The following is an 18,814-nucleotide window of genomic DNA, read 5'->3' as shown; positions in this document are numbered from 1 at the left end:
CTTCAACGCAAAGCTTTTCTTTTAGGATATTTCACCCGCTTTATATCGAAGCGGTAAAGGCTGGCGATCGTCAACATCGCTTTAAGGTCATAAGAAATAAGCTTTCTGAAATTTTTGTACTATTTTTTTTGCGTAAGTAAAACGATCGGTTTACTTTTAAATGATGCAAAAACGAAAAGATATCATTGAGGCCGCCGAGCGACTCTTCTATGACAACGGCTTTCACGCCACCAGCACTGACTGCATCTGTCGCGAAGCGGGCGTCTCCACGCGTACACTCTATCGCCATTTTCCATCACGCGAGCAGCTTACCGAGGCGGTAATGCAGGCGCGGCAGCAGCGGTTTTTTGCCGATCTGCGCGAGCCTGGCGATCCGCATGCCATCCCTACGCTATTTACCGTACTCGGCGACTGGATGGAGGCCTACGGTACCGGCGGCTGCTTCTTTTTGAAAGCCTGGGGTGAGTATGCGCAGGAGAGCGTGCGCCTCTCGGCGCTGGCGCTCGATTTCCGCTATCAACTGCGCGCTTACATCGCTGGTTGCGTGCATAACCCTGCGCTGGCAGATGCGATATGGATGCTGTTTGAGGGCGCAATAACGTCGGCGCTCATCATCGGTGCGCAGGCCGCCAGACGAGCCGGGGACGCGGCAGCACTGCTTACGGCACGCCAGGAGACGCCATGAAACATTCCCTTTCGCTCGCCGTCACCGGCTTCTTGTTGATTGCCGTCTCGTACGGGCTGGCGCGTTTCTCATGGGGATTGATGCTGCCCGCGGTCTCGCAGGCGATCCCATTCAGTCCGCGTCTGGCGGGCGTGCTTTCCGCCTGCAGTTTCCTGGCGTATTGCCTGTCGGTTGCGCTGGCATCACGGCTTTGCGCGCGTTACGGTGCAAGGCTTGCGGGGGTTATCTCTGCTCTTTGCGCAGCGGCGGGCCTGCTGCTGCTTGCCGTTGCCTCTTCTCCGTTACTGCTGGCAGCAGGGTTATTGATTGCCGGTTTTAGCGCCGGGCTCGCTTCACCCTCACTGGCAGCGGCCGTCAGCCAGGCCATTCCCGCGCAGCGCCAGACGCAGGTTAATACCATCATCAATGCCGGCACTGGCGCAGGAATTATCCTCTCTGTGCCGCTGCTGCTTATTCTGCCCTGGCGCTACGCCTGCGTGCTGTTCGCAGCAATTGCGCTACTGACCTTGCTGCCGGTGTGGCGTTATCTGCCGTCGGGCGCGGCGGTGCAGGTTGAGTTGTCTGGTAATACGAACCTGTTTAATCGCAAGGTGCTACAACTGGCGATTATTGCCTGTATCAGCGGTATGGCGAGCGCAGCGTGGTGGAGCTTTGGCCCCGAAGTGCTGCGCCAGCATGCGAAGGTGGCAGATACGCTGATCAGCCTGCTGTGGCTGGTGTGCGGCGCAGCGGGGATGCTCGGCGTGCTGACCGGGCCGCTTGCGCGCCTCATCGGTATGCGCCACGTTTACCGTCTGTCGCTGCTGTTTATGGCCGCACCGCTGGTGCTGATCGCCTTCAGCCATGATTTCAGCGGCTGGCTCTTCCCCGCGGTGGCGCTCTGTGGAGCCGGGTATATTACGCTCTCCGGCGTGCTGCTGGTCGGCGGCGCGCAGGCCACGCCGCAGAGAGCCGCCTCCGGGGTTGGCGTGGTCTTTTTTATGCTTGCCGCCGGGCAGGTTGCCGGATCGATGCTTTTTGGCGTGCTTTACGCACAGATCGGCGCGGCACCGGCGCTGATCGCTTTTACACTGCTGGCGGGCCTCATGCTGTTTTATCCGCCCGCAGTATCGCAAGATGGGCGTTGATGCGCTCAACAAGCATATCGGTGCTACCTTCGCTCGTCAGTTCATAGAGATCGATCCTGAAGCCGATCGCTTTGATCGGTTCACGTTCAGCAAGCGTGACCGTACCGTCAGTTTTTGGATAACCGCTATAGCTGTTCCACAGCGTGTAAGGCGAATCGTAGTTCCCTTTTTTGCCACTGGCGAAAAGAAACACCGCCAGAAAGCTCTCTGATTTATCTGGCGGTGTTTTTAACGCGCTGGCGAGCGGGTTTTCATTTTTGCCGTACTGGTCGTTGCGCTGCTCCCAGGCAAGGGCGCTGTCAGTAATCAGGCGGAAATCAAGTACGAAATCCTCGCTCCCCATTTTGCGGGTGGCGGTCTGCTGGCGACCAAAAGCGAAGGAGACATCCATCAGTGGCAGAAAGTCCCACTCCCAGCAGGTAAAAGGGTTGCTGTTGCGCTGCGGCGGCGGAGTGAAGCTCCAGTGATCGCGGCGAAAAAACGTTGCCCCGAGGTGAGAGGCGGTTTCATTGATGAGCGGCAGGATCTGCTGATAGTAGGCCGCACAAATCCGGTGCGCCTGGCGAACGACGCTAAAGGGATCGGACATCAGGGTTTTCCTTGTAAAAAGGGGAAGTCAGCCGGGAGGCCGGCATCATGAAGAAAAGTAAGAAAGGGCTGCCACGGCAACAACGGCGCGCGAACGCCATATAACTCAAGGGCGCGCAGGCAATCGGCGATGATGCGCTGATCCTGCTCTGTCGGCCAGGCGCTGGCGGGGTGTTCCATTTTAGCTCTCACCTCGCGCCACTCTGCACCATAGAATTTCACTTCTGGGAAGAGTGTTTGCAGCCCCGCAAACAGGAAGGCAGCCTCTTTTGGCAGGTTGCCAATAGCCAGGAAATGCAGCGCCTGCTGAGCTTCCTCGCTATTTTTCCAGGCATAAATCTCTTTACACCACTGCTGCTGATACTGCTGACCGCCCGCAGGGGGTTTGACTTCTACAATCAGCGTGGCGTGTTCGAAAGTCAGGACAACATCGGGCTCGGCATACTTATCCTTTTCATTGATCCACGGCGCGACAGCGCTATCCAGTTCGTCAGGAAAGGGGTATTTGGGCCAGAAGGTGAGGGATTCAAATTTCCCCCATTCGCAAATATCGGTTGCGAGCAGCGAGGAGAGTAAAGCCTGCAAGGCGTGCTGGGAGAGGTAACTTATTCGCCCCCAGAATGCGGCAGTCAGAAGATCTTCATAATGTTGAAATACCGACCGCCAGCTTTGCGAGGCCTTATCGCTGACATCCACGCGCCGGGCTTTGCCGTGCAAAATGGCGTGTAACATTGTGGTTCCTTTCACAAAGTAAGGATAAGTAGTAACGGCAGAAAGCCCCTGTTCCTTTAATGTTATTACCGGGTAAAGCGATTCTGGTAGTTATCCCGGCGGCAACTTTGCCTTACACTTTGCGGGTGTGGTTGCGAGGAGAAGAGGATGAGTGAGTACTGGTGGAAAGATCTGCACGATCGGCAGGATCGCTGGCAGGGGCTGGAGCTGGTGGTGCGCGAAGGCAGCGGGCAGGCGATGGAGATGCAGAGCGGCAACAATGGGCGCATGGCGCTACAGGTCAACGGCGAACCGCTCTTCTGGGCAACGATGCTCAACGATCACTCCGGCGTCTGGCTGGTGTTTAACGCCGGCCACCCCGGCCAGGATCTGCTGCTGCCTGCCATCAACTCGGCAGACGTGGAGAGCGCCAAACGGGCCGGTGAAGAGAACTGGATCAGCCACTGGTGCCGCTACTTTGCCCGTCAATTGATGGAAGCGCCCGTTCCGCTATTGCCAGCGCGCCGCTGGCTGCTGCGCCCGATGTTAGCGGCAAAGCCACAGGCGCCCTATGTGTGCAACCGCAAAGTGCCGCGCGAGAAGTGGCGTTTTGAGACGCCCGATCACAGCAGCTATATCGGCGTGAACTGGTCGCTCTACAGTGAAGATTTTCCCGATCTGCAAAACCCGGAAAAGGTGAAGTGGGTTGACTGGTGGTGGGGCGGTCATCTGCTGCTGAGCCGCTACGCGGTGGATGCAGAGTCCGGGCGCGTAAAGTGGTGGCGCAAGAAGTGCCGCGAAAACGCACTGCCGCCGATTCTGGTGTGGTATATCGCCGGGCTTGCCTCGTTCGTCATCCTCGACGGGCACGACCGGTTGCAGGCCGCGCTGGCGGAAGAGTATCAGCCGCAGTTTCTGGTGTTGAGCGAACTGAGCGAGCAATCCTGGACGCCTGATGAAGAGGCGCGGCAAAAAGTGCTGCGTTCGCTGGCTATCCAGCAAGAGAAGGGCAAGAAAACGCCGGCCAATATTGATGCGATGAACCAGTCGCTGATTAACCTCTACGATACGCGTTATCTCTACGCCCCGACCCACAGCCGCGCGGTGCTCGGCGATGGCTCTGGCTGGGAGCGTCAGGTGAAAACCTACCTGCAGCACCATCAGCTTGATGCCTTTATCGGGAAGATTATGGCGCGCGAAGAGTAGCTATAAAGATCAAAGCGTTAAATGACGGTGCAACGATGCGCAGGATAAAAAGATAATGATGCGAAAGCCCCACGCACCCACGGCAATCCTTTTGCGCATAGTGAAGTGCGGCAGCCTGTTTGTGGTTTCACTCGCTCTGGTGCTCTTTTTTCTGCTCTGGCTGATGCTCTCCGGGCTGGGGGAAACCACGGTCTACACCGAGCGCAATGTGTGGGATTACAACCTGTTGACCGAAAAGGCGATTGCGCAAGCGCCGCGTATCTCTTCGGACCATCATTTTGAGTTTCATAATGGTGACGGTTATCCCTCAACCAACAGCATTATTTTTGATAATGCCAGCAAAGAGAGCGTCGAGGCGCTGCGGCACTACCTGAAAAGCCTCGGTTATGAACGCGATCCACACCCGATCACCCGCGCAGAAGAGTGGCGAAAACCCGATGGCACCGCCGCAGAGACCTTTTCACTCTCTTACGACGCGCAAAGCCGCCAGGCGACGCTAAGCCTGATACTTTAACGTTAGTGAGTGCTTACTGAAAAAGTCCCGCTTCCCTGCGGGCCTGGAAAATCCCTATTTCACCGCCTGCAACGCCGTTTTATCGACGTAGGGCTTCATCAGCGTATCCGCCTCTTTTTGTGCCGCAGCCGCCGCCGCTTCCGGCGTCACTTTCTCATCGTTTACCACCGCGGCGAGCTGGTTCTCCATCGCTTTGCGTACGGCGACGGTTTCGTAAGTGGAGTACCACGGGTGCGCATACTGTAGCTGCTCCAGTGCAATCGCCGCGCGCGGATCCTGCTTGAGATAGGCTTTCATCTCCGGCGTGTCGTAGGTCGCTTTCAGCGGCGAGAAGTAGCCGGTAAAGCGGCTCCATGCGCCGTTCACCTCGGGGCTGATGAGGTAGGTCATAAAGGTATAAGCCGCTTTTTTCTGCGCGTCTGAAATGCCTTTAAAGCTCACCAGGCTGGCACCGCCAATCGGTACCGCGCGCTGAAGCTGAGCAGGCATCATCGCCACGCCCAGTTCAAAACCTTTGCTGTTCTCGCGCATAAAACCGAGCGCGCCGGTGCTCAGCATCGTCATCCCGACCTTGCCGGAGAAGAAGGCGGCGCTGATCTGTTTTGAGTTCAGCACGCCGGAAGGCATCACTTTCTCTTTGTAGATCAGATCCTGCCAGAAGCGCAGCGCGCCAATGGTGGTCGGCGCGTTGTAATAGACTTCGCCCGGGAAGTTTTCATTGAAGTAGTTGCCACCGTTGGCGCGCACCAGTGAAGAGAAGATCCAGCCGCCGTAATCGTCATTGGTGGAGGGCAGCATAATGCCCCATTGACCTTTGCTCTGGTCCGTCAATTTTTTCGCGTCCTCCAGCAGCGTTTTCCAGTCTTGTGGCGGCTGTGTAATGCCCGCCTGGTCAAAGAGTGTTTTGTTGTAGTAGAGGATCGGCGTTGAGTTGTGGAACGGAATAGCATAGGTGACACCCATCACCTGCGCATTCTTATGCATCGCAGGCCAGAAGGCGCTTTGCAGGAAATCGCCCGCTTTTTTATCGCCATATTTGAACAGCTCATCCATCGGCAGAATTTCATCTTTCAGTGCCAGATCGGTGGTGAAGTTGGCGGACATGATCACCAGCGCAGGCGGCTGGCCCGCCTTCTGCGCAGACTCGGCTTTCATCTTAGTCGTGTCGTAGTTGCCGGTAAAAATGCCGCGCACCTCAACCTCTTTTTGCGAGTCGTTGAAGGCGTTGATGATGCGCGTCATCTCCATCGTCAGCTTGCCATCGACCGGGGCCGGAAACATAAAGTCTATCTTCTCCTGCGCAGCCGCAGTGGCGCTTATCGCAAGGGTTATACTGTAAGTAAGCGCTCGCATTAGCTTATGCATGGTCTCTCTCCTGGGCTAAATTACGCTGCGTATCGGCAGCAAAAAGGTGGCAATCAAAAGGTGAAAAGCCGACGCTGAGTGTCTCCCCTTTGTTGGGAACATCTCCCCGGTGACGGCGGATGTAGCGCAGGTTGCCGATAGGCGTGGAGAGATACAGCTGGTAATCCGCCCCCATCAGTTCGCGCTGGATGACGGTCGCTGGCAGCACCAGATGACCTGCTGCTGGCGTATCGGTGATATGTTCCGGGCGAATGCCGAGCCACACCTCAGCATGATGGCGGGCGTGAACCGGCAGCGGCAGGCGCTGCTCGCCCAGTAGCACGTCGCCCCCGGCGCAGAGCAGCCGTTGCAGGTTCATCGCCGGTGAGCCGATAAACCCTGCGACAAAGAGGTTCGTCGGGTGCGCATAAAGTTCTTCCGGGCGGCCCACCTGCTGCACATGCCCGCCATTCATCACCACGATGCGGTCGGCCATCGACATCGCTTCGGTCTGATCGTGAGTCACGTAGATGGTGCTTATCTGTAACTGCTGGTGCATCGCCATGATGCTGTCGCGCACATCGCTGCGCAGGCGGGCATCGAGGTTGGAGAGCGGTTCATCCATCAAAAAGAGCTTCGGGTTGCGCACGATAGCGCGCGCCATCGCCACGCGCTGACGCTGGCCGCCAGAAAGCTTCGCCGGTTTTCTCTCCAGCAGCGTATCGAGCTGCAACATCTGCGCTACGTGTTCCAGCCGCGGTTGCCAGCTTGCTCGCTCTTCGTTACGCACCTTCATGCCAAAGGTAATATTGTCGCGCACCGACAGATGCGGGAAGAGGGCGTAGTTCTGGAAGATCATCGCAAAGTTGCGATCGCGCGGCGAAAAAGAGGTGATCTCCTGATTGTCGAGCCAGATCTCTCCGCGACTGACGCTCTCTAATCCGGCGATCAGCCGCAGCAGCGTGCTTTTGCCGCAGCCGGATGGCCCGACCAGCACCACAAATTCGCCGTCGGCTATCTCCAGCGAAACCGCGCTCAGCGCCGCGTTGCCATCGAAGCTTTTACTTATCTGATTGAGTCTTAACATAGTTTTAGCGCTCATCCAGCGGGCAGCTGATCTGCGGGTTGTAGAGCCACGGGCCAGGGTAGTGAGAGAGTGGATGCAGGTAGCTGACCCACTGCTCGCCAATCTGGCGATGCATCAGGCAGGCGGGCGGCGACATATCGTAATAGGGGCGGGTATCTTTGTGGCAGTACGGCACCTGATGCACGGTGGCAGGAATGGTGGCAATCGTCGCCTGGCGATACTGGGTCATGGTCAGGCTATGGTTATGGCCGCAGAAGATGCGCGTCAGCGCCGGGAAACGCTCAACCAGATTTAATAACAGATGACCATTTTCACAGGCAATACGATCCATCTGCGCATTGCCGAGCGGCAGCGGCGGGTGGTGCATAAAGAGCGCAGTAGGCCGATCTCTGACTTGCATAAGCTGCGCTTCCAGCCAGTTCAGCGTCTCCGGTGTCAGCCAGCCTTTTGACTCCCCGGCGAGGCTTGTGTCAATAAACAGCAGGCGAGTGGTGAAGCGATCGATCGCGTAACGCATATTGTGCGGATCGCTGCCCAGCTGCGGGCAGAGCGGGTGCATATACTCAAGAAAGTGCGCTTTGTCGTCGTGATTGCCGGGGATGACAAACAGCGGATAGTCGAGGCTGCCGAGCACCTGGCGCGCCACGCGATACTCCTCAGGCTGGCCGCAGTTAACGATGTCGCCGCTGATGACCACCGCGTCCGGGCGCTCGCGCAGGGCGTTTAGCTGGCATACCACATCGGCGTTACCGGCATTGACGTCAATAAACCCATACAGCTTCTCATGCTGGCTGCGAAAGTGGGTGTCGGAAATTTGCGCTAAAAACATCACTACACTCCTTATTTAATGCCGGAGAAGCCAAAGCTTCGGAGAAACTGTTTCTGAAACGCGATAAAGGCGACCATCAGCGGCAGGCACACCATCAGTGTCCCGGCGCTGATCACCCCCCACTGCCCGCCAGACTCTGCGCCCATGGCAAACGACACCAGACCCACCGTCAGCACCTGTTTATCGGGATCGTTGAGCATCATTAGCGGCCATAAATACTCGTTCCAGTGGTAAGTAATGCTGACGGTGGCGAAGGCGAGCAGTGACGGCCACGACATCGGTAACATCACGCGGAACAGCACCTGCCACCAGCGACACCCCTCCATCAGTGCCGCTTCTTCAATCTCTTTCGGAATGGCGAGAAAGGCCTGGCGCATCAGGAACACGCCAAACGCCGAGGTGAAGTAGGGCATCATTACGCCGGTTAAGGTGTTGAGCAGGCCAAAGGTTTTCAGCGTCAGCATATTGGGGATCATCATGACCACCGGCATGATCATCAGCTGCACCAGAAAGAGGACGAACAGCGTCTGCTTGCCACGAAACTCATGGCAGGCGAAGACATACCCGGCGGTTGTAATAGTAAAAAGCTGCACGAAGAAGGTGCCGAAGGTGAAAATCAGCGTGTTGCTGTAGAGGCTCAGCCAGTCGGCGCTTTGCCACGCCTCGCGGAAGTTATCCAGCGTCAGCGGGAAGCGCGGCAGGATCGAGGCCATCTCTTCACCAAACGTGGTAGCGCTAAAAGCAGAGGAAACCATCCAGATAAAGGGGCTCACCCACAGCAGTGCGAGGCAGCTCATCAGTAGCGCCAGAGTAAACGAACGGGAGTGGCGCAGGCGCAGCCAGCGCGGGCGGGCAGTGGCTGCCGCTGGGGTGAGAGCAGGTGAGATCTCAACGCTCATAGTGTGCGCCTCTTTCCAGCAATTTCAGGTTAACCAGCGAAAAGATGAACAGGCCGACCAGCGTCAGGAAGGTGGCCGCCGATGCCTTGCCGAGATCGTGCGTCTCCCAGGCGAGATTCTGGATGTAGTAGAGCAGCACGGTGGTGGCGTTGTCCGGCCCGCCGTGGGTCATCACCGCAACATGATCGATCTGCGTTACGGAGTAGATCAGCGCCGTGGTGAGCACAAAGCTCAGCGTCGGGCGCAACAGCGGCAGCGTCACTTTGAAGAAGACCTGGGTCGGCGTGGCGCCTTCCATTACCGCCGCTTCGCGCGTGGAAGCGGGAATGGCCTGCAAGCCGGCGAGAAAAAAGAGCATGTAGTAGCCGGCGAATTTCCATACGCCAATCAGCGCCAGCGCAAATAGCGCACTGTTGCTGCGACCGAGCCAGTTGTTATTCATCGGGCCAAAAAGGGCGGCGAGATAGTGATCGAGCATGCCGAGGCCAGGCATAAAGATAAAGAGCCAGAGGGCGGCGGCGCTCACCATCGGAATAATCATCGGGAAGAAGAAAGCAGTACGCAGCCAGCGGTTCACGCGGTGGTTTTCCCACAGCGCAACGGCCAGCAGCAGCGCCAGCGTGACGCCCGGAATCACCGTCAGCAGGATATAGAGCAGGTTATTGAGCAGCGATTGCCAGAAGACGCCATCCTCCAGCAAGCGCGTAAAGTTAGCCGCCCCGACAAAGGGCGGGTTGTCGCTCGCCATGCGCGTATCAAACAGGCTGTCGTAGACCGAGCGCAGGAGGGGAAAGTAGGTGAAGAGCGCCAGAAACAGCAGCGACGGCGAGAGGATAAGCCACGGAAGCCAGTACTTTTTCATAGTTGCCTGAAGAAACATCACACGTTTTCAAAGCGGGCATTGTGTGAAAACAATGCTGCAAAAGCATGGCGTGCAGGTGACTGTTTAATGAACCGGAGGAATGGGGGAAGGTGCCGGGGAAGCGCAGCGCGAAGGGTGTTGTAGGCCCGATAAGCGTAGCGCCATCGGGCAATGCATGGGAGATGCCGGGTGGCGGCTGCGCCTTACCCGGCCTACGAAAGGCGTGTGCTTACACCCAGGCCCAATAAGCGCAGCGATGATGGTTTTGTAGGCCCGATAAGCGTAAGCGCCATCGGGCAATGCATGGGAGATGCCGGGTGGCGGCTGCGCCTTACCCGGCCTACGAAAAGCGTGTGCTCACACCCTGGCCCAATAAGCGCAGCGATGATGGTTTTGTAGGCCCGATAAGCGTAAGCGCCATCGGGCAATGCAGAAGAGTGAGCGGTTAAACCTTAAAAATCCATCTTCACCGTGAACTGCACTTCACGCGGATCGCCAATCTGATTACCCAGATTATTGGTGCCCATTGAAGAGGTGTAATAGGTCTTATCAAACAGGTTTTTCAGGTTCAGCTGCAACGTAACCGGGTAGCGCAGCTGCATTTTGTAAGCGGCAAAGGCGTCCGCGACGACATAGCCCGGCAGGTAATAATCCGCACCGTTGGTGGCCGAGCGGCGGCTGACGCCGTGTCCGCCACCGCCGAGGGTCAACGTATTACCCGCAAAGAGATTGTGAATGTCATAGGTCAGGAAGAGCGAACCGGTGTGACGCGGCACGTTCGGTAACGGTTTGCCGGCGTAGTCCGGATCTTCCAGCACTTTCGCCGCGGTGTAGCTGTAGCTGGCAATCACGTTCATATTCGACGTCAGCGCGCCTGCCAGATCCATTTCGACGCCGCGGGAGCGTACACGCCCGGCGGTTTTTGCCACCGTCTCATCGCCGACGATCTCGTTATACAGTACGTTGCGCTTGTGGATGTCAAACGCCGTAATATTAGCGGTAACGCCATCGAACAGATCGAATTTGGCACCCACTTCATAGGAGGTCGACGTTTCTGGCGGCAGGTCGCCGATATAGCTGGCAATCGACGACTGCGGCATAAAGGCTTTCGCCACGTTACCGAACAGCGAGATCGAGGGCGTAACTTTATAGACGAGGCCAAATTTCGGCGTCCACTGTTCATCACTGCTGTCGGTATTGACCTTAAACGGACGCCCTTTGCCCGCATACTGGGTGTAATACTGATAGCGCATCCCGGCGACGGCGATCCAGTTGTCCGTCAGATAGAGCGCATCCTGCGCATACGCCGAGTAACTCTCTTGTTTGATGGTCTGATCGCTGTCCGATGCTGAGACCGTTGTGCACTTGCTGGCACCGCCGTAGCTCGGGTTGTAGATATTGAAATCTTTGATATTTTTACAGCGGATCATATCGGTGCGCAGCAGATCGTAATTTTCATACGCGACGCCGGTTAGGATCTCGTTATAAAAACCACCGAGCGTCACATTGCCCTGCAGATCGGCGCGCGTGGTGTGCATGCGCTGGGTCGATCCCTGCGTGGCGTCCACCCGACGCGTCAGCCCGCCGGTGGCGGCGTTATAGGCCATCACCCGCGACTGGTTATCGCTGTATTTATCCTGGCTGAAACCATACTCCAGCTTTCCGGTCCACTGGCTGTTAAAGCGATATTCGGCGTTTAGCTGCGCGATATCAGATTCACCATCAGTGATATTAAATGGCTCATCAAAACGGGTTTTTCGATCGACATTGACCGGCTGTTTGCTGGCAAGATCGAAGATCGTGCCGCGATCGAATGGCATCTGATAATCGCGATGGGAGTAGAGCACATTGATGGTGGCATTGTCGCCAAACCAGCTCAGTGAGGGGGCGATAAACGTGCTTTTCTGCTTGCCGAAATTACGCCAGTAATCTTCGTTCTGGTACTCGCCAATCAGGCGCCAGGCCAGCCGCGTGCCCGCAATCGGGCCGGTAACGTCAAACTCGCCGGTGCCGCCGCCAAAGCTGCTGGAGGTGGCGGAGAGGGAGCCGCCAAAAGTGGTTTGCGGGCGTTTGGTCACCACGTTGATAAGCCCGCCAGGATCGAGAATGCCATACAGCGTTGAGGCCGGGCCTTTCAGCACTTCCACCCTTGAGACATCGGCGTTAAAACTGCGCGGTACCACGGTGCGCAGGCCGTTGGTCATCACCGAGCCGTCGCGGTTAGCACCAAAACCACGGCGAACAAACGCATCCTGCGTGCCGCCGAGCGTATTCGTCTGCACAACGTTGCTGACGTTATAGAGCGCTTCATCAAGCGTAGTGGCGTGTTGATCTTCCAGCACCTGGTCGCTGACGGTATTCACCACTTGCGGAATATCCAGCAGCGGCATGGAGGTCAGCGTGGCGGTGGAGGAGTTGAGCGGCTGATAGCCAGAGGTCGCCTGTTTAGTGGTGGAAGCCGCATCCGCCACCACCGTCAAGGTGTCGCCCTCTTTGTTGTCTGCTGCGTGCGTAAGCGGTGAAACGAGCGCGCTTAAAATGAGCGCAGAGAGGCGCGTGCGCCCTTTTTGCCCGGAATAACAACCCGTTAAATCTGCCATGTCTTCTCTTTTCCCGAAGAGTGCCTGCGTTACCGGCAGGCGTGAACGTTTTTTATGATTATTACTGGTAGGTAAAGCGCTATCCGTTAACCGTAGTGTGCGGCTTCGGATTTGTAATTGATAATCATTCAATCATGGAGTTATGTAGTAGTAAACGACAAACAGGAGAGATTCACTACAGCAAAAGCGCAGTGATCAACGTGCAGATTGCGCGGCGGATTTAGTTAATTAACTTATTAAAAATAAATAATTTAATGGTTGAGTGAGTTTTGCAAATAAGCGCCTGCTCTTCGCCAGGGCGGGTAAGTGCGTTAGCGGATTAGGATACTTGACTACTACAGCGGCAAACTGCAAAATTTTTAAAGAGAATGAGATTTATTTTTATTTGAATGCTAACGCACGCGCGGGTAGCCACGCTGTTGCGGCGCAGGAGTCAACATGCCACAACATGTGGAACAACCCGACAGCGGGCAGAGTATCGTGCTCGACCGTCTCTCGGCGGGCTATCACAAACAGCTGATTGTCGATGAGATCAGCCTGACCATCCCGCCTGGCAAAATGAGTGTGCTGGTGGGAGCAAACGGCTCCGGTAAATCCACGCTGCTTGGCACCATTGCCCGCATGCTGAAACCGCTCGGCGGCAGCGTGCTGCTGGATGGCAAAGCGATTCACCATCAGCCGACAAAAGCCGTTTCCCGCCAGTTGGGAATGCTGCCACAGTCGCCAGTCGTGCCGGAGGGGCTGACGGTGTTCGAACTGGTCGCGCGCGGGCGTTTCCCCTGGCAGAGCTTTATGCGCCAGTGGTCACACGAGGATGAAAATGCGGTACAGCAGGCGCTGGAAATGACCGGCACCGCCGGGTTTGCCCATCAACCCGTGGACAGCCTTTCCGGCGGCCAGCGGCAACGCTGCTGGATTGCGATGGCGCTGGCGCAGCAAACGCCGGTGATCCTGCTTGATGAGCCGACCACCTTCCTCGATCTTCGCTACCAGGTAGAGATCCTCGAACTGCTGCATACCTTAACCCGCGATCATGGACGCACAGTGATTGTGGTGCTGCACGATCTTAACTTCGCGGTGAACTACGCCGACACGCTGATCTTTCTCAAACAGGGGCGATTGCAGGGGGTGATCAACGAAGGCGAGGCCTGCACGCCGGAGCTGATTAAACGCGTGTTCGATGTCGATGTGCAGATGTCGGTTAACCCTTTGACCGGCAAGCCTTTCTTTATACCCTTTCGCAAACCGGGCGGTAGCGGCGCATGAGTGTTCGTCAATCCGCCCGCGTGAGCGTTGCCGCGCTTGGCCTGTCGGGAGTGGTGGTGATGGCGGCGATTGCCCATCTTGGCCTCGGCGCGCGCTACATTGCGCCACCAACGGTGGTGCAGGCGCTGATTGCCTTCGACCCGCATAATTTCGATCACCGGGTGATTATCAGCCTGCGCTTGCTGCGCCTCGTCGCCGCGCTCTTTACCGGCGCCGCGCTGGGCGTTGCCGGGGCACTCTTGCAGTCGGTTATTCGCAACCCCTTAGGTGAGCCGCACATCCTCGGTTTGAACGCCGGTGCGGCGCTGGCGGTGGTGGCGACGACCGCGCTCGGCATCACCATGGGCGATGCCGCCGTCAGCCGACCGCTGATGGCCGCCACCGGCGCGGCTATCCTCTTTTCCCTGCTGATGCTGCTCTGTTCTGCCGGGCGCGCTGGCTTCACGCCGATGAAGGTGACGCTCTGCGGCGTGGCGCTGTCGGCCTTTGCCTCATCGATCACCGCCGCGATCCTGATCCTTGATGAGCAGACCTTGCTGAGCATGCGCACCTGGCTGGCGGGCGATCTTGCCGGGCTGAGCTGGGAACAGATCACACCTGCCGCGATGGCTGCTACCGCTGGCTTCGGGCTGGCGATTGCGCTGGCACCAGCGCTCAATATGCTGGCGCTTGGCGATACGCTGGCGCGCGGCCTTGGCGTCTCGCTGACGCGAATTCGCCTGCTCTCATTACTCGCCGTTGCGCTGCTGTGCGGCGCGGCGGTGGCCATTGCCGGGCCAATCGGGTTTATCGGTCTGGTGGTGCCGCATATGGTGCGCCGCATGGCGGGCAGCGATCTGCGCGTGGTGATCCCACTTTCCGCCCTTGGCGGCGCAGCGCTCTTGCTGCTGGCGGATATCGCGGCGCGAACGTTGCTTTCGCCGCAAGAGCTGGCGACCGGCGTGATGAGTGCGCTGGTCGGCGCGCCGCTCTTTATGCTGCTGGCGGCGAGGTTCTTCAAATGAGCCAGGAACTTTATCGCGCCGGGCTGCGAGCGTTCCGGATCGGCGGCTTTTCCCGCCTGCTGCGCCCGCGCGCGCTGCTATGGCTGAGCGGGCTGCTACTGCTGGCACTGGCGTTGCTGCTCTTCGGCGTGTCGCGCGGCTCGCTGCCCGTGCCGACATCAAGCCTCGCGCGGGCGCTGTTTGTGCCGCAGACGCTGAGCGGCGAGCAGCACTATGTGGTGTGGGATCTGCGTCTGCCGCGGCTCTGCATGGCACTGCTTTGCGGAGCGATGCTCGGCATGGCGGGCGCGGCGATGCAATCCATGACGCGCAACGGGCTGGCGGACCCTGGCTTAATTGGCGTGAAAGAGGGGGCCAGCGTCGCGGTATTAACGCTGGTGTTCAGCTTTCCGGCGGTGAGCGTTATCTGGCGTCCGCTGGCGGGAATGGCGGGTGGCCTGCTTGCTGCCGGGCTGGTGATCGCGCTGGCGCGGGACGTCTCCCGCCCGCGCTTTGTGCTGCTGGGGATTGGCCTCTCCTGGTCCTTCGCCGCCGGTATCGGTCTTTTCATGACTACCGCCGATGTGCGCGACGTGCAGACCGCAATGCTCTGGCTGGCGGGCAGTTTACAGGCCGCCAGCTGGCCACTTCTGGGCGTGACGCTCTGCTGGGCGCTACCTGCGACGCTTATGTTGCTGCTGACCGCCCGCGCGGCGGATGTCGCGCAGCTCGGCAACCAGGCTGCAACGGGTCTCGGCGTGCGGCTGATGCTGCTTAACGGCCTGCGGGTGTTCGCGCCAGTGTTGCTCACCGCTGCCAGTGTCTCCTGTGTCGGCAGCCTCGGGTTTGTCGGATTGATTGCCCCGCATATAGCGCGCTTTCTGCTGGGCGGCGGTGAGCGCGCCCTGCTCTGGGGCAGCGTAGCGCTCGGTGGCTTGCTGGTGCTGACCGCCGATACGATTGGGCGGCTGGCGTTTGCGCCGCTGCAAATTCCCGCCGGGATTGTGATTGCGCTGGTGGGCGGCCCCTTTTTCCTGCTGTTGCTCTGGCAGCGGCGCGATCGCTTATAACCTTAAGGAGTTCTATGCGCATCCTCTTCTCCTTGCTGCTGCTGGCAGGTTTCACCGCCGCTGCCGCAGAGCCTATGCAGACCTTTACCGACGACTTAGGGCGCGTGGTCAATGTACCGCAGCACCCGAAACGCATTGTCTCGCTGCACGATCTTGATATCACTATTCCGCTGATTGAGCTTGGCGTACCGCCGGTCGCCAGCCACGGGCGCACGCAGGCGGATGGCCACCATGTTTTACGCTCCGGGGCGCTCTTGACCGGCGTCGACTTTGATAACGCGGATATTCGCTTTATTGGCTCCGCCGATATTGATATGGAAGCCGTAGCGGCGGCGAAACCCGATTTGATTATCACCGAGCCCAGCCGCAATACGCCGGTGGAGCAGTTGGCGAAGATCGCGCCCACCGTGAGCATCGATCATCTGCAGGGCGGCGCGCCGGAGATCTACCGCAAGCTGGCGCAGCTGACCGGCACACAGGCGCGGCTGGCGATCCTGATGCGGCGCTATCAGGAGCAGATTGCCGTACTGAAAAAGAGCATTGATACCCGCAAGATAACGGTATCGGTTATCCAGGCGAACAACGGTAAAATCAACGTCTTGCACAGCTACCACTCGCTGGGTCGCGTGCTGCGGGATGCTGGTTTTCGCTTCCCGCCGCTTATCGACAGCATCCCTGAAGGGGGGCGCATGGATGTCAGCGCCGAGCGGCTGCCGGAGCTGGATGCAGACTTTGTCTTTGCGACATGGCGCGGAGATACCGGCGGCACGCCGCAGGATGAAATGGCCGCCATGGACGCGGTGATGCCCGGCTGGTGCGATTTCCTCACTGCCTGTCATAACGGGCGCTATGTGCTGATTTCACGCGAAGAGGCGATCTCTAACTCCTTCGCCTCGTTAAGCCTGATGGTGGCGCAGGTGCAGTCGCAGATTGCCGGACGACCGCTACCAGCGGCGCAAGAAGGGAAGTGAAGATGCTGAACGCCAAGCGGGCTAAAAGTCGCGTCGATGTCTACGGCGAGCGTTTTCGCGCGCGGGCGCAGACGCTGTCGCCGCGTTTGCAGGCGGTGGCGCGTTATATCCACGATCATCGTGAAGCGGTGCTGGAGCAGACGGCAATGGAGATCGCCGCCGCCACGCAAACCTCGGATGCCACCGTGGTACGCGCAATTCAGGCGCTGGGCTTTGCCGGGTTACGCGATCTGAAGCAGACCCTGGAGCAGTGGTTTGGCCCGGCGGCGTCGTCAGCCGAGAAGATGAGCGCCACGGTGAATGCGCTCGCCTGCGACGTCAATTCAGGCATCGATTTTGTCCTCGAAGGGCATCAGCACACCTGCGAAGTGCTCTCCGCTCCCGCCAACCGCTACGCCATCGCGCAGGCGGTGGCGCTGCTGGTCGACGCGCGCCAGGTGGCGATTTTCGGCATTGGCGCATCGGGTATCCTGGCGGAGTACAGCGCGCGGCTTTTCAACCGCATCGGCTTGCCCGCCACCGAGCTTAACCGCACCGGCATTGCCCTCTCCGAGCAGTTGATTGGGCTGCAGCGCGGCGACGTGCTGGTGATGATGGCGCAGAAATCGGCGCACCGGGAAGGGCTGACTACGCTGAAAGAGGCGCGGCGGCTCGGCATTCCGGTGATCCTGTTAACCAACGCCGTAGACTCGCGCTTCAGCCAGCAAGCGGATGTGGTGATCCATGTCCCGCGCGGTGGCGAGAAGGGCAAAATCCCGCTGCATGGCACGGTGCTGCTCTGCCTGGAGATGCTTGTTTTATCGGTGGCGTCGGCAAATTCGCAGCGGGCGATTAAAACGGTGAAACGCATCAATGAGTTTCACCGCGGCTTAAAGCCGGGCGGGAAAAAGGGGTAAGCAGAGATTACATCCTCTCCCTGCGCGCTGTTTTATGAGAATAGTTCTCAATAGCATTGAAGCGGCCTGATGCGAATGGTAAGGTGTAGGCCGTTTCGCCCGGCGTGGTGCCTGGGTTTGATCGAGAACGAACGGCTGCCGGTTATGCAAAAGAGAGACTTTTCCGTTGAAGATTTTATCGGCTTTGGCGAGCGCTACGGCATCGATTACCGCTTTCCGGCGCTGGCTTCCTGCCGCTCGCTGAGCGAGGAGAGACGCATTGTCATTCAGGGCAATGTGCAGGAGATGCGCTTCTCCAGCGGCCTGAACCTGACCCGCTCCGATATTCACGTTCTGCAACCCTATGAAACCACCTCTCTGCACAGCTGCCCTCTCTATATGTTGGTGGTGCTTGAGGGTAGCGTGATGCTGCGCCTCAACGACGAGGAGTTTATCGTCCGTTCCGGTATGGCCTTCACTTCACGCCTGAGCGAGCAGCAGGTGATGAACGCTCGTCACCTGGCCGATAACGCTCTGCGCACGCTATCGCTCGGCGTCGATCCCGCCAGTTGCCAGCGTTCGCCGCTGCTCAGCGCGCTGCTGGATCAGTGGGAGTCGCACGGCGCGCCGACCTTTTTATGGCAGGTGCCCGCGTTTCTGCTCTCGGGTTTACAACAGAGCCAGCTTGCAGCGCTGCCTGCGCTCTCCCGCGAGCTAATTCTTGAAGGGGTAATGCTGCAACTGGTCGGGCACGCGCTGTCACAGCGGATGGCGGGCGTGGAGCAGTGCACGCGCGCTTGCGGCGGCGAGGGGCAACGGCTTGAGTCAGTGCGCCGCTTGCTGGAGCAGCAGCCGGAAAAAGAGTATACGCTCACGGCGCTGGCGCAGCTGGCGGCGATGAGCACCAGCAGCCTGCGGGTAAAATTCCGCCAGGCGTATGGCCACTCGGTGTTTGACTATCTGCGCGACTGCCGCCTGGCGCTGGCGCGGCGCTACCTCGCTCAGGGCTACAGCGTGCAGCAAGCGGCCTGGATGTCGGGGTATCAACATGCCACCAACTTTTCCACTGCCTTTCGTCGCCGGTATGGCATCGCGCCGAGTGAAGCGCGCGCCAGCTGATCGCCTCCCCATAGACCTTTTCTCTCGCCCTGCGCGCCATTTTGTCACCGCGCATATGTGAATTGTCATTGCGCATAG

18 protein-coding genes are annotated in these 18,814 nt (G+C 58.5%); 10 read left to right on the top strand and 8 right to left on the bottom strand.

Annotated elements, in window-relative coordinates:
* The first annotated feature begins 163 nt into the window (after positions 1 to 163).
* Both PU683_RS17975 and PU683_RS17970 read left to right on the top strand, forming a co-directional pair.
* The gene (locus tag PU683_RS17975; RefSeq protein WP_277174326.1) at positions 164 to 685 is read left to right on the top strand and encodes a TetR/AcrR family transcriptional regulator; all 522 of its coding nucleotides are present in this window, start codon (positions 164 to 166) and stop codon (positions 683 to 685) included.
* Positions 682 to 1,812 (top strand): MFS transporter, encoded by a 1,131-nt coding sequence (locus PU683_RS17970; protein WP_277173878.1) that lies wholly within the window; start codon positions 682 to 684, stop codon positions 1,810 to 1,812. Before PU683_RS17975 ends, PU683_RS17970 begins: the two co-directional genes overlap by 4 nt.
* On the opposite strand, the gene PU683_RS17965 is transcribed toward PU683_RS17970, so the two are convergent.
* Positions 1,769 to 2,401: a hypothetical protein gene (locus PU683_RS17965; protein WP_277173877.1), complete on the bottom strand. Its 633-nt coding sequence runs from the start codon at positions 2,399 to 2,401 to the stop codon at positions 1,769 to 1,771. The two genes, PU683_RS17970 and PU683_RS17965, sit on opposite strands and share 44 nt — an antisense overlap.
* Positions 2,401 to 3,132: a hypothetical protein gene (locus PU683_RS17960; protein ID WP_277173875.1), complete on the bottom strand. Its 732-nt coding sequence runs from the start codon at positions 3,130 to 3,132 to the stop codon at positions 2,401 to 2,403. The genes PU683_RS17965 and PU683_RS17960 overlap by 1 nt, the downstream gene beginning before the upstream one ends.
* A gap of 147 nt (positions 3,133 to 3,279) precedes the next feature.
* Here PU683_RS17960 and PU683_RS17955 point away from each other — a divergent pair, with 147 nt between their 5' ends.
* Together PU683_RS17955 and PU683_RS17950 are read left to right on the top strand one after the other, a co-directional pair.
* Positions 3,280 to 4,317 (top strand): hypothetical protein, encoded by a 1,038-nt coding sequence (locus PU683_RS17955; protein ID WP_277173874.1) that lies wholly within the window; start codon positions 3,280 to 3,282, stop codon positions 4,315 to 4,317.
* 121 nt (positions 4,318 to 4,438) lie between these two features.
* Positions 4,439 to 4,831, top strand: a complete 393-nt coding sequence (locus tag PU683_RS17950; RefSeq protein WP_277173873.1) for a hypothetical protein — start codon at positions 4,439 to 4,441, stop codon at positions 4,829 to 4,831.
* A gap of 54 nt (positions 4,832 to 4,885) precedes the next feature.
* Here PU683_RS17950 and PU683_RS17945 read toward each other — a convergent pair whose 3' ends face one another.
* From PU683_RS17945 to PU683_RS17920, 6 genes are all read right to left on the bottom strand, one after another.
* Positions 4,886 to 6,196, bottom strand: coding sequence for an ABC transporter substrate-binding protein (locus PU683_RS17945; RefSeq protein WP_277173872.1), 1,311 nt, complete (start codon positions 6,194 to 6,196; stop codon positions 4,886 to 4,888).
* Entirely contained in the window at positions 6,189 to 7,262 is a 1,074-nt protein-coding gene (locus tag PU683_RS17940) for an ABC transporter ATP-binding protein (RefSeq protein ID WP_277173871.1), read from the bottom strand. Before PU683_RS17940 ends, PU683_RS17945 begins: the two co-directional genes overlap by 8 nt.
* A gap of 4 nt (positions 7,263 to 7,266) precedes the next feature.
* A complete protein-coding gene (locus PU683_RS17935) occupies positions 7,267 to 8,091 on the bottom strand; it encodes a phosphodiesterase (RefSeq protein ID WP_277173870.1) in 825 nt (274 codons plus the stop codon).
* An 11-nt stretch (positions 8,092 to 8,102) separates the two neighbouring features.
* Positions 8,103 to 8,990, bottom strand: coding sequence for a carbohydrate ABC transporter permease (locus PU683_RS17930; RefSeq protein WP_277173869.1), 888 nt, complete (start codon positions 8,988 to 8,990; stop codon positions 8,103 to 8,105).
* On the bottom strand, positions 8,980 to 9,852 hold the full coding sequence (locus PU683_RS17925) for a carbohydrate ABC transporter permease (protein ID WP_277173868.1): 873 nt from the start codon (positions 9,850 to 9,852) through the stop codon (positions 8,980 to 8,982). Before PU683_RS17925 ends, PU683_RS17930 begins: the two co-directional genes overlap by 11 nt.
* Before the next feature lie 452 nt (positions 9,853 to 10,304).
* Positions 10,305 to 12,452, bottom strand: coding sequence for a TonB-dependent siderophore receptor (locus tag PU683_RS17920; protein ID WP_277173867.1), 2,148 nt, complete (start codon positions 12,450 to 12,452; stop codon positions 10,305 to 10,307).
* A gap of 438 nt (positions 12,453 to 12,890) precedes the next feature.
* Between PU683_RS17920 and PU683_RS17915 the strand changes: the two genes are divergently transcribed.
* From PU683_RS17915 to PU683_RS17890, 6 genes are all read left to right on the top strand, one after another.
* Complete coding sequence (locus PU683_RS17915; RefSeq protein ID WP_277173866.1) at positions 12,891 to 13,718, top strand: ABC transporter ATP-binding protein; 828 nt, start codon at positions 12,891 to 12,893, stop codon at positions 13,716 to 13,718.
* A gap of 59 nt (positions 13,719 to 13,777) precedes the next feature.
* Entirely contained in the window at positions 13,778 to 14,722 is a 945-nt protein-coding gene (locus PU683_RS17910) for a FecCD family ABC transporter permease (protein WP_431190966.1), read from the top strand.
* The gene (locus PU683_RS17905; protein WP_277173863.1) at positions 14,719 to 15,771 is read left to right on the top strand and encodes a FecCD family ABC transporter permease; all 1,053 of its coding nucleotides are present in this window, start codon (positions 14,719 to 14,721) and stop codon (positions 15,769 to 15,771) included. The genes PU683_RS17910 and PU683_RS17905 overlap by 4 nt, the downstream gene beginning before the upstream one ends.
* A 14-nt stretch (positions 15,772 to 15,785) precedes the next feature.
* Entirely contained in the window at positions 15,786 to 16,742 is a 957-nt protein-coding gene (locus PU683_RS17900) for an ABC transporter substrate-binding protein (protein WP_277173862.1), read from the top strand.
* A 2-nt stretch (positions 16,743 to 16,744) separates the two neighbouring features.
* Positions 16,745 to 17,638 (top strand): MurR/RpiR family transcriptional regulator, encoded by an 894-nt coding sequence (locus PU683_RS17895; RefSeq protein ID WP_277173860.1) that lies wholly within the window; start codon positions 16,745 to 16,747, stop codon positions 17,636 to 17,638.
* A gap of 144 nt (positions 17,639 to 17,782) precedes the next feature.
* On the top strand, positions 17,783 to 18,736 hold the full coding sequence (locus PU683_RS17890) for a helix-turn-helix domain-containing protein (RefSeq protein WP_277173858.1): 954 nt from the start codon (positions 17,783 to 17,785) through the stop codon (positions 18,734 to 18,736).
* Positions 18,737 to 18,814: the final 78 nt, after the last annotated feature.

It is taken from the genome of Candidatus Kosakonia sp. 282A-S69 (genome assembly GCF_029433855.1).
In the GTDB taxonomy this organism is placed as follows: domain Bacteria; phylum Pseudomonadota; class Gammaproteobacteria; order Enterobacterales; family Enterobacteriaceae; genus Kosakonia; species Kosakonia cowanii_A.
This window is presented reverse-complemented; position numbering and strand designations above follow the sequence as displayed.